Origin of the sequence: Methylobacterium sp. UNCCL125 (assembly GCF_900116795.1) — a bacterium.
GTDB lineage: Bacteria > Pseudomonadota > Alphaproteobacteria > Rhizobiales > Beijerinckiaceae > Methylobacterium > Methylobacterium fujisawaense.
In genome coordinates this window covers 67,696-82,166 of the sequence record NZ_FPBW01000013.1, presented here as the reverse complement: position 1 = coordinate 82,166, position 14,471 = coordinate 67,696, and the positions used below count along the sequence as shown (strand labels likewise).

The 14,471-nt window shown below is 72.2% G+C and carries 11 protein-coding genes; 6 read left to right on the top strand and 5 right to left on the bottom strand.

The genetic code is table 11. From position 1 onward, the window contains the following. The first annotated feature begins 563 nt into the window (after positions 1-563). From BM396_RS14920 to BM396_RS14895, 6 genes are all read left to right on the top strand, one after another. Positions 564-1,832, top strand: a complete 1,269-nt coding sequence (locus BM396_RS14920; RefSeq protein WP_081948713.1) for an NAD(P)/FAD-dependent oxidoreductase — start codon at positions 564-566, stop codon at positions 1,830-1,832. Positions 1,833-1,842: 10 nt separating this feature from the next. Beyond that, the gene (locus BM396_RS14915; RefSeq protein ID WP_043385007.1) at positions 1,843-3,660 is read left to right on the top strand and encodes a NirA family protein; all 1,818 of its coding nucleotides are present in this window, start codon (positions 1,843-1,845) and stop codon (positions 3,658-3,660) included. Continuing rightward, positions 3,657-5,261, top strand: a complete 1,605-nt coding sequence (locus BM396_RS14910; RefSeq protein ID WP_043385004.1) for a sulfite reductase subunit alpha — start codon at positions 3,657-3,659, stop codon at positions 5,259-5,261. The genes BM396_RS14915 and BM396_RS14910 overlap by 4 nt, the downstream gene beginning before the upstream one ends. Before the next feature lie 65 nt (positions 5,262-5,326). Next, positions 5,327-8,023, top strand: coding sequence for a nitrate reductase (locus BM396_RS14905; protein ID WP_043385001.1), 2,697 nt, complete (start codon positions 5,327-5,329; stop codon positions 8,021-8,023). Positions 8,024-8,131: 108 nt separating this feature from the next. After that, positions 8,132-9,604, top strand: coding sequence for a siroheme synthase CysG (gene cysG, locus BM396_RS14900; RefSeq protein WP_043384998.1), 1,473 nt, complete (start codon positions 8,132-8,134; stop codon positions 9,602-9,604). 126 nt (positions 9,605-9,730) lie between these two features. Continuing rightward, a complete protein-coding gene (locus BM396_RS14895; RefSeq protein ID WP_043384995.1) occupies positions 9,731-10,225 on the top strand; it encodes a cupin domain-containing protein in 495 nt (164 codons plus the stop codon). A 15-nt stretch (positions 10,226-10,240) separates the two neighbouring features. Here the strand turns inward: BM396_RS14895 and nudC are convergent, their stop codons facing one another. From nudC to BM396_RS14870, 5 genes are all read right to left on the bottom strand, one after another. Beyond that, positions 10,241-11,143 (bottom strand): NAD(+) diphosphatase, encoded by a 903-nt coding sequence (nudC, locus tag BM396_RS14890; protein ID WP_043384991.1) that lies wholly within the window; start codon positions 11,141-11,143, stop codon positions 10,241-10,243. A 7-nt stretch (positions 11,144-11,150) separates the two neighbouring features. Beyond that, positions 11,151-11,570: an HIT domain-containing protein gene (locus BM396_RS14885; protein WP_043384988.1), complete on the bottom strand. Its 420-nt coding sequence runs from the start codon at positions 11,568-11,570 to the stop codon at positions 11,151-11,153. Positions 11,571-11,651: 81 nt separating this feature from the next. Then, the gene (locus tag BM396_RS14880; protein WP_236952938.1) at positions 11,652-12,245 is read right to left on the bottom strand and encodes a hypothetical protein; all 594 of its coding nucleotides are present in this window, start codon (positions 12,243-12,245) and stop codon (positions 11,652-11,654) included. Between the two features lie 121 nt (positions 12,246-12,366). Beyond that, a complete protein-coding gene (locus BM396_RS14875) occupies positions 12,367-13,230 on the bottom strand; it encodes a universal stress protein (RefSeq protein WP_043351769.1) in 864 nt (287 codons plus the stop codon). A gap of 27 nt (positions 13,231-13,257) precedes the next feature. Next, complete coding sequence (locus BM396_RS14870) at positions 13,258-14,451, bottom strand: acyltransferase family protein (protein WP_051976155.1); 1,194 nt, start codon at positions 14,449-14,451, stop codon at positions 13,258-13,260. Positions 14,452-14,471 lie beyond the last annotated feature (20 nt).

Below are 14,471 nucleotides of genomic sequence, written 5' to 3'. Positions count from 1 at the left end.
CTGGCGAGAGCGTGGGCCGAGCGCCCGCGCTGCCCGAAAGAACAGATAGCGACATTCGACACATGTAGAGTGTTGTTCTAAAACAAATGTTGTTCACGTAGAATTTTCATATCTCGTCGTCGAAGTTTTCTCGACCGACTTTTGCTCGCTCTCCAGTTTGCCCGTGTCGTGATCTCGCGACAGTGAGCGCCGAGCCGACCCTCCGTCAGTCCGGAAGTCATCCTTAACCCTCCGCAGCTCGCCCCACCGCGTCGCTGGCGCGTGATCGCTTTTGCGACGGGCCGCACAGATTTTGTGCAGCGCCGATGGGCGGCCCCTGGGGTACCTCCGATCTGCAGGCCTCGCCCCGGCGTCAGCGTCCACGCGCGCCGTGCGGCGCATTTCGATTGGCACGGAACCTGCGAGGCGAGCCGCGTCCGTCAACGGCGACGGACAGCGCCGTCAGCGAGGCCGCTGATCCGGTTCTCCTGGGGCTGAAGCCTGCCAGGAGACGACCGGCAGCGGCTTTTTCGTGGGCGGTCCGCCAACGACCCTGCAATCGAGGTTCCAGACACGATCGAGCGATGGCGACATCCCCTAAGGACACACGCGGACATGACGCGCGCGCCGAGAGCGGCCTGCCGCGCGAGAGATTGGTCGTCGTCGGCAACGGCATGGCCTCCCTGCGCTTCCTGGAGCGGCTCACGGAGATCGCACCCGGCCGTTACGACATCACCTGCATCGGCGCCGAGCCGACGGTCGCCTACAACCGGGTCCTGCTCTCCTCGCTGCTCGGCGGCGAGGTCGACGAGGCCGCCTGCGCCTTCCGCGGCCTCGACTGGTACGCGGATCACGGCATCTGCCTGATCACCGGCGCGCCGGCGACCCAGATCGACCGGGAGAACGGGTACGTCCGCGTGGGCGAGACCCACGTCCTGCCCTTCGACAGGCTGGTCCTCGCGGTCGGCTCCCTGCCGATCCGCCTGCCGAAGCCCGGCATGGATCTCCCCGGCGTCATCACCTTCCGCGACCTCGCCGACGTGGCGGCGATCCGGAAGGCCGCCGTGCAGCACGCCCGGGCGATCGTCATCGGCGGCGGCCTTCTCGGCCTGGAGGCGGCGGTCGGGCTCGCGCGCCTCGGCGTCGAGACCACGCTGCTCCACGTCATGGACCGGCTGATGGAGCGCCAGCTCGACCACCATGCCGCCGCGCTCGTAAAGCGTGCCATGGAGGCGCGGGGGGTTCGGGTGATCCTCAAGGCGGATACCGCCCGCCTCGAAGGAGACGGCCGCGTCGAGCGCCTCGTCCTGGCGGACGGCACCGCGCTCCCGGCCGACCTCGTGGTGATGTCGGTGGGCGTGCGCCCCTCGGTGGCGCTGGCGCAGGACGCGGGACTGGCGGTCGGCCGGGGCATCACGGTCGACGACCGGATGACCACCTCGGACCCGCGGATCTTCGCGCTCGGCGAGTGCGCCGAGCACCGCGGCCAGATCTACGGCCTGGTCGAGCCCGCCTACGAGCACGCCGAGACGCTCGCCCGCCACCTCGCCGGCGAGCCGGCCGAGTACCGGGGCACGGCCCTGTCCACGAGCCTGAAGGTGTCGGGCCTGCCGGTCTTCTCGGCCGGGATCGTCGACACGCCCGACGATGCGGAGGCGATCGTGCTCTCCGACCCCGGCGCCGGCCTCTACCGCAAGCTTCTGGTGCGCGATGGGAAGCTGATCGGCGCGGTGTTCGTCGGCGACATCGCCGAGCAGGGCGCCTGCAAGGGCCTGATCCGCTCCGGCGACCCGATCGAGAACATGGACGACTTGATGTTCGGGCGCCCCGTGCCCGAGCCGCTGGCTGCTTGAGGAGGCGCGGATGTCCGAGACCACCACCCAGAGCGCCGCAGGCGCGTTCGAGGCCGAGCAGAAGCGCTACCTCGAGGGCTTCGCCTCCGGCATCGCCGCCGTCCGCATGACCGGCGGCCTCGCCGCGGGCGGGGCCGGGGCGGCCGCGCCGCCCGCCGAGCCCACGGGCCCGGACGCGATCCACATCAAGGCGCAGGACAAGACCGTCAAGGCGGGCGGCAAGCTCTGCGACCAGGAGAAGTGGAAGCGCGCCGAGAACCCGTTCGACGGCCACAACCGCCTGATCCAGGAGGCCGCCGCCGGCAAGCAGCCGAAGCCCGAGGACAATTTCCGCTGGCGCTACCACGGCCTGTTCTGGGTCGCGCCGAACCAGGTCTCGTACATGTGCCGGCTGCGGATCCCCAACGGGATCCTGCACCATTGGCAGTTCGCGGGCGTCGCCGACCTCGCCGACGAGCATGGCGGCGGCTACGTCCACGTCACCACCCGGGCGAACCTCCAGGTGCGCGAGATCGGCCCCGAGCATGCCCAGCCCTTCCTCGACGGGCTCACCGATATCGGCCTCACGGCCCGGGGGGCGGGCGCCGACAACATCCGCAACGTCACCGGTTCGTCGACCGCCGGCATCGACGCCCAGGAGCTCCTGGACACGCGCCCCCTCGCCAAGTCCTGGCACAACTGGATCCTGAACGACCGCTCGCTCTACGGCCTGCCGCGCAAGTTCAACGTCGCCTTCGACGGCAGCGGCGTGATGCCGACCCTGGAGGAGACCAACGACATCGGCTTCCAGGCGGTGGAGGTTCTCGACGGCGCTTCGGTGCCTCCGGGGATCTACATGCGCCTCGTGCTCGGCGGCATCTCGGGCCACCGCGACCTCGCCCGCGACACCGGCATCGTCCTGAAGCCGGAAGACTGCAACACCGTCGCCGACGCGATCATCCGGGTGTTCATCGAGAACGGCGACCGGACGAACCGCAACAAGAGCCGGATGAAGTACGTCCTCGACGCCTGGGGCTTCGACAAGTACCTCGCCGCCGTCGAGGACAAGCTCGGCCGCAAGCTCGACCGGGTCGCGCCCGAGCACGTGGCGCCGCGTAAAGCCACCGACCGCTACGCCCATGTGGGCGTCCACGCCCAGAAGCAGCCCGGCCTCAACTGGGTCGGCGTGGTCCTGCCGGTCGGCAAGATGACGAGCGATCAGGTGCGGGCGCTCGCCAAGATCGCCGCGGAGTGCGGGGACGGCCAGATCCGCCTCACCGTCTGGCAGAACTTCATTTTTTCCGGTGTTCCGGACGCGAAGGTCGCCGAGGTGGAAGCCCGCGTGGACGCGCTCGGCCTCACCACCAAGGCCGCCGGCATCCGCTCCGGCCTCGTGGCCTGCACGGGCGCCAAAGGCTGCAAGTTCGCGGCCTCCGACACCAAGGGCCACGCGCTGATCATCGCCGACCACGTCGAGAAGGCCGTGCCGAACCTCGACGTGCCGGTGAACGTCCACCTCACCGGCTGCCACCACAGCTGCGCCCAGCACTACATCGGCGATATCGGGCTGATCGGCGCCAAGGTCGTCGTCTCGGAGGAGGGCGACACCGTCGAGGGTTACGACGTCGTGGTCGGCGGCGGCTTCGCCGAGAACCCGAAGATCGGCACCGAGATCTGGAAGGCCGTGAAGGCCGAGGATGCGCCCTCCCGCGTCGAGGCTCTGCTGCGCGCCTACCTCGCCCTCCGCCAGGGCCCCGAGGAGAGCTTCCAGGCCTTCACCAGCCGCACCGGCGCGGAGGCGCTCCGCGACGCCGCCGAGGACCAGCCCGCCCTGAAGGCCGCCGCATGACCCAGCACGTCTCGCCCCCCCTCGTCCTGATCCCCGAGACCGCGCCCTTCAACGAGGACCAGCGCGCCTGGCTCTCGGGCTACTTCGCGGCCCTGCTCGGCCCGGCGGTCGCGGGTGCGACGGCGCTCGCCCCCGGCGAAGGCCCCGCGACCGGGCCGAAACTGGCCGACAACGACGACGCCCCCTGGCACGACCCGTCGATGCCGCTCGGCGACCGGATGGAGATGGCCAAGGACCGGCCCGAGCCGCAGAAGCTGATGGCCGCCATGGCCCAGCAGGATTGCGGCCAGTGCGGCTACAACTGCGCCGACTACGCCAACGCGATCTTCCTGAAGAACGAGGCGCGCCTGAACCTTTGCCAGCCCGGCGGCAAAGAGACCCTGCGCATGCTCAAGAAGCTGGACGAGGAGTTCGGCGCCGCCGGGGGCGCCCCGGCCGCGCCGAAGGCGGACGATGACGCCCCGAAGGCCGCCGCCGACCTCGGGCCGCTCGGCTTCTGCCGCGAGAACCCGGTCGAGGCGCTGTTCCTGTCACGCCGCCGCCTCAACGATCCGGGCGGCGAGAAGGAGACGTGGCACATCGAGATCGGGCTGGACGGTACGCCGATCCAGTACGAGGTCGGCGATTCGCTGGGCCTGTTCCCCGCCAACGCCCCGGCGCTGGTGGACGCGGTGATCGCGGAGCTCGGCGCCCGGCCCGAGCGGGTGATCGGCGAGAAAACCCTGCGTGAGCATCTGCTGATCAACTACGCACTGGGTGCCGCGCCCGACAACCTCTATCAGCTCCTGTCCCTGCTCACCTCGGGCGCGGCCCGCAAGAAGGCGCAGGCGCTCGCCTCCGGCGAGGATCCGGACGGCGATGCCGCCTATCTCGACGTCCTCGGCGCCCTGCACAAGTTCCCGGGCGCGCGGCCCGACGCCGAGGTCTTCCTGGAGGCCTTGGACGAGCTGCAGCCGCGGCTCTATTCGATCTCGTCCTCGCCCAAGATGGATGTCGGCCGCGTGTCCCTGACGGTGGACGCGGTGCGCTACAACCACCGCTCGCGGCTGCGGCTCGGCGTCGCCTCGACCCATCTCGGCGAGCGCCTGCCCGAGCAGACCAAGGTGAAGGTCTATCTTCAGAAGGCGCACGGCTTCGGGCTGCCGGCCGATCTGTCGAAGGACGTGATCATGTGCGGCCCCGGCACCGGCATCGCGCCCTTCCGGGCGTTCCTGCGGGAACGCGCCGCCACGCAGGCGCCGGGCCGGAACTGGCTGTTCTACGGTCACCAGCGCCAAGCCAGCGACTTCTTCTACAAGGACGAGCTGACCCAGCTGAAGGACGACAAGGTGCTCACCCGCCTGTCCCTGGCTTGGTCCCGGGACGGCAAGGAGAAGACCTACGTCCAGGACCGGATGCGCGAGAACGGCGCCGAGCTGTGGAAGTGGCTCGAGGGCGGCGCGCATTTCTACGTCTGCGGCGACGCCAAGCGCATGGCCAAGGACGTCGAGCGGGCGATCATCGACGTGGCCGCGCAGCACGGAGGCAAGAGCCCCGAGGATGCGGTGGCGTATCTCGCGGCGCTCAAGAAGGCCGGGCGCTATCAGGCCGACGTGTACTGAGCAGCCCAACCCTCCCCCGCAGAGGGGGGAGGGAGACGCGGCGCGAACCTTCGAGGACTTCAGCCATGACCCAGCCCGTGGCGGCGTCGACGGTGCGGACCACCTGCCCCTATTGTGGGGTCGGGTGCGGCGTGCTCGCGAGTCCGGACGGGCAGGGCGGCGCCACGATCGCGGGCGACACCGACCACCCGGCCAATTTCGGGCGCCTGTGCTCGAAGGGCTCGGCGTTGGGCGAGACCCTGTCGCTGGAGAACCGCCTGCTTCACCCGCAGGTCGACGGCGCGCAGGTCTCGTGGGATGCGGCCCTCGACACCGTGGCGGGCAAGCTCCGCGCGGTGGCCGAGGAGCACGGCCCGGACGCGATCGCCTTCTACCTGTCGGGCCAGCTCCTCACCGAGGATTATTACGTCGCCAACAAGCTCGCGAAGGGCTTCATCGGCACGCCGCACGTGGACACCAATTCCCGGCTGTGCATGTCGAGCGCGGTGGCGGCCCATCGCCGGGCCTTCGGCTCCGACACGGTGCCGGGCTGCTACGAGGATCTCGACGAGGCCGACCTGATCGTGTTGGTCGGCTCCAACACCGCGTGGTGCCACCCGATCCTGTTCCGCCGCATGGCCGACGCCAAGGCGCGCCGCGGGACCAAGTTCGTGGTCATCGACCCCCGCCGGACCCAGACCGCGGAGGAATCTGACCTGTTCCTCGGCATCCGGCCAGGCACCGACACCGCGCTGTTCTCGGGCCTGCTGGTCTACCTGTCCGACAACGGCTTCCGCGATCGCGCTTTCATCGATTCCCATACGGCCGGCCTCGACGGCGCCCTCGACCGCGCCCGCCAGATTGCGCCGGACGTCGCGGCGGTCGCCGCCGTCACCGGCGCGCCGGAGGCCGACATCGCGGCCTTCTACGCCCTGTTCGCCGGCACCCGCCGGGTGGTCACGGCCTTCTCGCAGGGGGTGAACCAGTCGGCGCAGGGCACCGACAAGGGCAACAGCATCATCAACTGCCACCTCGTCACCGGCCGCATCGGCGAGACCGGGATGGGGCCGTTCTCCCTGACCGGCCAGCCCAACGCCATGGGCGGGCGCGAGGTCGGGGGGCTGGCCAACATGCTGGCGGCCCACATGCACTTCACCCCCGAGGAGGTGGACCGGGTGCGCCGCTACTGGGGCGCCCCGCGGATCATCACCGGCGAGGGCATGAAGGCGGTGGCGCTGTTCGAGGCGATCGCCCGGGGCAAGATCAAGGCGCTGTGGGTGATGGGCACCAACCCGCTGGTCTCGATGCCGCGGGCCGACGCGATCCGCGAGGCGCTCGCCGGCCTCGACCTCTACGTGGTGTCCGAGGCGGTGGCCGATTCCGACACCGCCCGAGGCTGCGGCAGGACCACGGTGCTGCTGCCCGCCCAGGCCTGGGGCGAGAAGGACGGCACGGTCACCAATTCCGAGCGGCGGATTTCCCGCCAGCGCCGCTTCCTCGCGAGCCCCGGCGAGGCGCGGCCGGACTGGGCGGCGCTGGCCGATGTCGGCCGCCGCCTCGGGCACGGAAAGGCCTTCGCATTCGACTCCGCCGCCGCGATCTTCCGCGAGCATGCCGGGCTCTCGACCTACGAGAACAACGGCACCCGCGACTTCGACCTCGGCGCGCTCGCGGACATCAGCGACGCCGCCTACGACGTGACCCTGCCGGTGCAGTGGCCCATCCCGAAGCGCTCCGGCTTCCGGGGCGCCCCGCAGGGCAAGGCCAGGCTGTTCGGCGACGGCCGGTTCTACACCTTCGACCGGCGCGCCCGCTTCGTCGCGGTGCAGCCGCCGGCCCTCGCGCTCGCGGCCTCGCCGACGTTCCCGCTCATGCTCAACACCGGCCGGGTCCGCGACCACTGGCACACGATGACGCGTACCGGGAAGAGCCAGCGCCTCTCGGCGCACCGGGCCGTCCCGTTCGTCGAAATCCACCCGGACGACGCGGCGGCCCACGGCCTCGCGGAGGGCGACATCGCCCGGCTCACGACCGAGCACGGCGCGGCCGAGCTGGAGGTGACGGTCACCGACACGGTGGTGCCGGGCAATCTGTTCATGCCGATGCACTGGGGCGGCGCCTTCGCGTCGCAGGCCCGGGTCGGCGCGCTGGTGCGCGGCATGACCGATCCGGTCTCGGGCCAGCCCGAACTCAAAGCGACCCCGGCGGCCATCGCGTCCGTCGGCTACCGCGCCCGCGGCTTCCTGCTGACGCGCCGGCAGGTGGCGATGCCCGAGGGCTGGTGGTGGGCGCGCGCCGCGATCACCGGCGGCTGGGGCGCGCAGTTCGCCACCGCCGACAGCTCCCGGGCGGTGGCGCTGATGGTGCGCGGCCTGATCCAGAGCGAGGCCCTGTCGGGCTGCGAACTCGCGGAATATGCCGATCACACCCGCAACCGCTACCGCTGCGCGGTCTATGACGGCGACCGCCTCGTCGCCTGCCTCGCCTACGCCCCCGCGGGGGAGCGGCCGGACTGGGAGGCCGCCAAGGCCCTGTTCGCCACCGAGGTGCCCGACGCCGCCGACCGACGGGCGCTGCTCTCGGGCCGCGCGGCCACGGCCTCGGCGGGGCCCGTGGTCTGCGCCTGCCACGGCGTCGGCGCCGACGTCATCGCCACCACCATCGCCGGGGGCGCCGCCTCCGTGGAGGCGGTGGGCGCCGCCTGCAAGGCCGGCACGAATTGCGGCTCGTGCATACCGGAGATCCGCAAGATGCTGGCCGGGCAGACCGCATGCGCCGCGTGATTTTCTGATACACTTGCCGGCGAGGACAGACCGACCCGTCCAACCGGACCCCCTCATCCTGGGGGGGTGGACAGGAGAGGCCGGTTCGAGACGATTCAGGACAGGCCCGTGACCGAGACCCCCCTGCGCGCAGCCCGCGCCCCCCGCGAGACCAAGGCCGCCGGCCTGGAGCCGCTGGCGGTGCTGCCCGTCTTCGTGCCCCTGCGCGGCAAGCGGGTGGTTCTGGCCGGATCCTCCGGCGGGGCGCCGTGGAAGGTGAAGGTCCTGGCCGCGGCCGGCGCCCATGTGGACGTCTACGCCCCCGATCCCGGTGAGGAGCTGCGCGCGGTCCCGGGCGAGATCGTCGATGGGCACGTCACGCTGCACGAGCGGGCCTGGACGCCGGACGACCTTTGGGGCGCGGCCTTCTGCATCGGCGCCTTGGAGGACGAGGCCGAGTGCGTCGCCTTCGTGGTGGCGGCCCGCGGAGCCGGGGCGATCGTCAACGCGGTCGACCGGCCGCATCTCTGCGACGTGAAGTTCGGCGCCATCGTCAACCGCTCGCCGCTGGTCGTGGGCATCTCGACGGAGGGCGCCGCCCCGGTCTTCGGCCAGACCGTGCGCGCCCGGATCGAGGCGATGCTGCCCCGGGGCTTCGCCCGCTGGGTCGGGGCGGCCCGCGACTGGCGCGATGGCGTCACGGCGCGCTTCCACGGCTTCGCGGAGCGCCGTGCCTTCTGGGAGCGCTTCACCGACCGGGCCTTCGCGGAGCCGGACCGCGCCCCCTCCGACACGGATCTCGCGGAGTTGCTCGGCGAGACGGAAGCCGCCCCGAAGGGCGGAGCGGTGACCCTGGTCGGGGCCGGCCCCGGCGACGCGGAGCTTCTGACCCTCAAGGCGCTGCGGGCGCTCCGCAACGCCGACGTGATCCTCTACGACGACCTCGTCGCCCCGGAGATCCTCGACTATGCCCGCCGCGAGGCGCGCACCATGCTGGTGGGCAAGACCGGCCACGGCCCGTCCTGCCGCCAGGACGACATCAACGCGCTGATGGTCCAGCTCGCCCGCTCGGGCAAGCAGGTGGTGCGGCTGAAATCCGGCGACCCGCTGGTCTTCGGCCGGGCCGGCGAGGAGATCGAGGCCTGCCGGGCCGCCGGCATCCCGGTCACCGTGGTCCCCGGGGTCTCGGCCGCGCAGGGTGCAGCGGCGGCGCTCGGCGTGTCCCTGACCCATCGGGACGCCGCGCGCCGGCTCCAGTTCGTCACCGGCCACGACCGCCGCGGGGCGCTGCCGGACGACCTGAACTGGGGGGCGCTCGCGGATCCGAGCGTCACCACGGTGATCTACATGCCCAAGCGGACCCTGCGGGCGCTGCTGGCGCGCGCGGTGGAGGAAGGTCTGGCGCCGTCGACGCCGGCGTTGCTCGTGTTCAACGCGACGCGCCCGAACCAGCAGGCCCTGCGGGGCACGGCCGCCGACCTCGCCGACCGGGTGGAGGCGGCGGGGCTCGAAGGGCCGGCGCTGCTGATGGTCGGTACGGCCTTCTCGGAGATGCGGAGCGCCGTGACGGAAGACGGGGCGCAGAGCCGGATGGTCGTCTGACCGCACGGATCCCGCGTGCCCCGCGCGGCTTGCGACGATCTGAAACGGTTGCCCTGCCTGGGAAACGGCCCGCCCGGACCCAGAACTGCCCGTGGGCCCAGGCCTTGGGCAGAAACGGAGGGTGGAATGACACGGTCATGGATCAGCGCCGCGGCGGCGCTGGCGATGCTCGGCGGTTTCGGGCCGGCTTCGGCGGCCGACCACTCCGGGCTGGTGGTGGTTCCGGATGGCGCCTCCGCCACCTACGAGCCCGGCCCGCCCAACCTGCCCAGAGGGACCCAGATCAGCCGGATCGCGGGCGATCCGTCGAAGCCCGGCGCCTTCGTGCTGCGGGTGAAGGTACCGGCCAATACGGTGATCGCGCCGCACACCCATTCCAAGCCCGAGACGCTGACGATCCTCTCGGGTTCGATCCATCACGCGCACGGGCGGACCCTGGACAAGACCAAGGGTTCGGTGCTGAAGGCCGGCGGCTTCGTCTACCTGCCGGAGGACATGCCGCATTCGCTGTGGACCACCGACGAGCCGGTCGAACTGCAGGTCAACGGCTCCGGGCCGTTCGGGCTGAACTACATCAACCCCGCCGACGATCCGAGCCGGGACGCCGGCAAGCCCGGCTAGAAACGGGCGGGGGGCTCAGGTCTCGCCCACCACGAACGCGCGCATCAGGTAGTGCGCGATCGCCATGGGCGGCGGGGCCTGGATCCCCTCGGGATGCGTCCCGTCGAGCATCGCCGCGACCGCGTCCCGGTCGAACCAGCGGGCATCCTCCAGCTCGTTCGGATCGGTCACGATGGCCGCGTCGAGGGCCTCGGCGGCGCAGCCGAGCATCAGCGAGGACGGGAACGGCCAGGGCTGCGACGTCCGGTAGGTGACGGCGCCGACGCGGATCCGCGTCTCCTCGAACACCTCGCGGCGGACCGCGTCCTCGATCGTCTCGCCGGGCTCCAGGAAGCCCGCGAGGCACGAGAACATGCCCGGCTTGAAATGCGGTCCCCGGCCGAGCAGGCAGGTGTCGCCCCGGCGCACGAGCATGATCACCACCGGATCGACCCGGGGGAAGTGGTGGGCGTCGCAACCCGGGCATTCGCGCCGGAAGCCGCCGGCCTTCGCCACGGTGGCGGTGCCGCACTTGGCGCAGAAGCCGTGGCGGGCGTGCCAGTCGAGCATCGACTTGGCTACGGCCAGCAGGCCGAGCTCCTCGGCCTCCACGGCGGATTCGGTGGCGATCGAACGCAGGTCGAGGGTGCGGACCGGCGCCTCGGCGAACCGCTCGGCCGCCTCGGCGGGGGCTGCGGCGGCGAAGACGGGCTGCCCGTCCCGGTGCCCGAGGAAGATGCGCGTCCCGCCGTCGAGGCCCGCGGCCTCGGCGGGGGCGATCAGCGCGGTCGATCCGCGCAGCACGATCCGGTCGCCGCAGATCAGGACGAGGCGCGCGTCCGGCGCGTCGAAGGCGGGCACCGCCTCCTCGGGCTGCTCGGACGAGTGGCGGTCGAGGCGGTTGCGGACGAATCCGAGGGTGTCGCGGGGATCGGTCATGCCAGGGTCAGGCCGCGGAGAACAGGGCGCCGGCGCGCTCGAGGAGCTGGGCGCGGGCGTGGGGTGGATAGGGCTTGCGGGTCTCGAACCCCCAGACCGGACCCGGCCAGGCCGGATCCGACCGGAATCGGCCGATGACGTGGACGTGGAGCTGCGCCACCACGTTGCCGAGGGCGCCGACATTCACCTTGTCGGGCTTCGACAGGGCCTGCATCACCCCCGTGGCGAGACGGATCTCCTGCCAGAGCGCGGCGGCATCGGCCTCGGAGAGATCGGTGATCTCGCAGAGGTCCGGGCGGCGCGGCACCAGGATCAGCCAGGGGAACCGGGCATCGTCCATCAGCAGCACGCGGCACAGGGCGAGGTCGCCCACCTCCGCCGTGTCGGCGGAGAGGCGCGGGTCGAGGGTGAAGGCGGACTCGGTCATCGGGACACGATGTAGCGCAGCTTCCGCATCGGCGCGCGGGTTTGGTGCGCCGCCGATGATGCGGCGCGGGTCTCGTCCGCCTCAGAGCCCCGGCACGACGCCCTGGCGGCCGACCGCGATCGTGCCGGCCACGAGGCCGCCCTCCGGGTGGGAGCGGGCGAAGATCGTCACGGCGGCGCCGGGCTGGAGCATGGCTTTCTCGCCCGGGGCGAACTGCGTCACCGGCGCGCCGTCCGGGATCGCGAAGGACGCCTGCCCGTCCTTGTAGGCGAGCGTCACGCGCATCGGCGGCCCCCTCTGCAGGTCGGCGACCCAGCCGGCCGTCAGGCTCGCGCCCTGCGCCGTGTCCCAGGGCTGGCTGCCCGCCTCGAAGCCGCGCTCCGAGGGCGAGTACAGGGTCACCGCGGTCGCCTGCCGCGGCTCGGGGCCGGCCTCGCCGATGACGCTGACGTAGCTCTCGGGTTTGATGTTGCGGAGGCTCGCGGCATTGACCGCGTAGATACGGGTGCGCGGGACCATCCGCACGGTGAGGGTGCCGCCGCTGGCGCGGCGGATCTCCAGGCGCTCCGAGTCGGCCCGGACCACCGTGCCGCGGAACCGGACCGTCGTCGGCTCCGCCCGGGCGGCGCCGACGGCTGAGATCGCCAGAAGGCCGGCGAGGAAGAGGCGTCTCACGGGGCTCGTCACGGGACTCCTTTCGCGGCGTCGCACCATCCGGACGCGGGAGCCGAACGCCACGGGCCGGCGCCGGTTCCCGGCGCGGTCCCGGTTGCCGCCGTCCCGGTCCGCGCAGCGGTCAATGGGCCATCAGCACCGGCATGTCGGCATGGGCCAGGACATGGCTGGTGACGCCGCCGAAGATCATCTGGCGCAGGCGGCTCTGGGTGTAGGCGCCCTTGATCAGCAGGTCGCAACCGAAGGCCTTGGACTCCGCCAGGAAGGTCTCGCCGGGCACCCGCCGGCCGGCCGGCAGCGCCCGGTGCGACGCGTCCACGCCCTCGCAGGCCAGCGCCTGGGCGAGATCCTGGGCGGTCGGGCCCGGCACCATGCCGCCCTCGACGCTGAGCACCAGCACCCGCTCGGCCCGCCGCAGGAACGGCATCGCGAAGGCCACCGCCCGGGCGGTCTCGGTGGAGCCGTTCCAGGCGATGACCACCGCGTCGCCGAGGCTCGCCGGGGCGCTGGGCGGGGCCAGCAGGATCGGCCGGCCGCTCTCGAACAGGGCCGTCTCGAAGGTGGTCATGCGCGGGGCATTGTCGGTCGTGCCCGGACGCCCGACCACGGTGGCCGAGAAGAGCCGTGCATACTGGCCGAGGAACGCGTCGCCGGTGGGGACGTCCTGCCGCCAGCGGTAGCGCGGGCCGGCATCCGGCACGCGATCCGGAATGCACAGGCCGTCGCGGGCATGCCGCGGGATGCCGGCACCGTCCATGAAGGCGATGAAACGGCTGCCCGCCTCTTCGGCCTCGGCCCGGTCGGCCTCCTCGTCGCGCAGCCACGTCATGCCGCCGACCATGTCGACGGGGACGTACTCGGCGAGGGCCGGGCGCAGGGACACGCCCTCGATCAGGCTGCCGAAGCGCGTCGCCGCCAGCCGGGTGGTCTCGAAGACGGAGGGCAGGGCGTCGTGCATCGCGACGGGTACGAGCAGGGTCTTCATGGTGGCAATCTCCCCGGTTCCGAGAGGCTAATCCGCCCGGCCGCCCGGTGGAACCGGGGCCAGCGCGGCGCGCACACGGTTTTGCGGCCCGCGCGGATCGAGGCGCGCCCGCAGGATCCGGGTCAGCGGCGCCTCGACGAGGCGGTGGACCACGAGCGCGGCCGCCACGCTGCCGGCGAGCATCAGGACCATGCTGCCCCAGGGCTGCACGGCCGGCGCCAGCCCGAGCCGGAGCAGCCCCTCGCGCACGAGGCGCAGCGCGAAGGGATGCACGAGATAAAGGGCGTAGGAGGCGTCGCCCAGCCCGACGAGCCCGCGCACCGGGACGGGAAGGCGCGCGACCTGGGCGGCATCGCGCGTCGGACCGAGGGCGGCCGCCACCAGCAGGGCGGCCGGGCCGCCGACGAGGAGGGGCCGCAGAAATCCGTCGGCCCCGCCTTGGCCGGCGAGCACGCGCGCGGCCAGGACGAGCCCGACGCCGCCCAGAACCGTGAGACCGACCCGCAGGGGCAGGCCCGGCCGGAAACCCTCGCGGTAGGCGAGGGCGAGACCGGCGCCGGCGACGAATTCGAGCACGATCGGATCCGTCCAGAAGCGGAGCGGCACCGGAAGACCGGGCACGAGGGCTCCGACAGCCACGAGGAGCACAAGGCCCCCGCACAGCCAGGCGACGGCGCCGCGCCGGCCGAAGCCGAGCCCTGCCGCGAAGACTGCGTAGAAGAAGGCCTCGTAGTTCAGGGTCCAACCGAGGCCATAGAGCGGTTGGACGGTGCCGTCGGGCCGGGCCACCGGCCAGAACAGGAAGCTCGCCACGAGGGCTGCGGGATCGCCGAGGAGGGCCGCCGCGTCGCCGAGCAGATCCGGCCGGGCCAGCGCGAGGGCGAGGAAGACGAGGCTCACCAGCCAGTAGAGCGGGACCACCCGGGCGATCCGATGGGCGAGAAAGCGGGCCCGCCCCCCCGGCCTGCCGGCCAGCCGGACCCCGGTATGGACGATGACGAATCCGGAGATCACGAAGAACAGATCGACCCCGCCCCACCAGGGCACAAGCGTTTCCGGGGCGGGCGCCTGGCCGAAGCCGCGCTCCGCCAGCAGCCCCGCCTCGTGCCGCGCATGATGCCAGACGACCATCAGGGCAGCGGCGGCGCGCAGGACCTGGAGCAGGACGAAGATCACCGGGCGACCATGCCTCGCCCCGCACCCCGCCAGCAGGGCGCGCATGCGGTTCCGCCGCGGCTGCG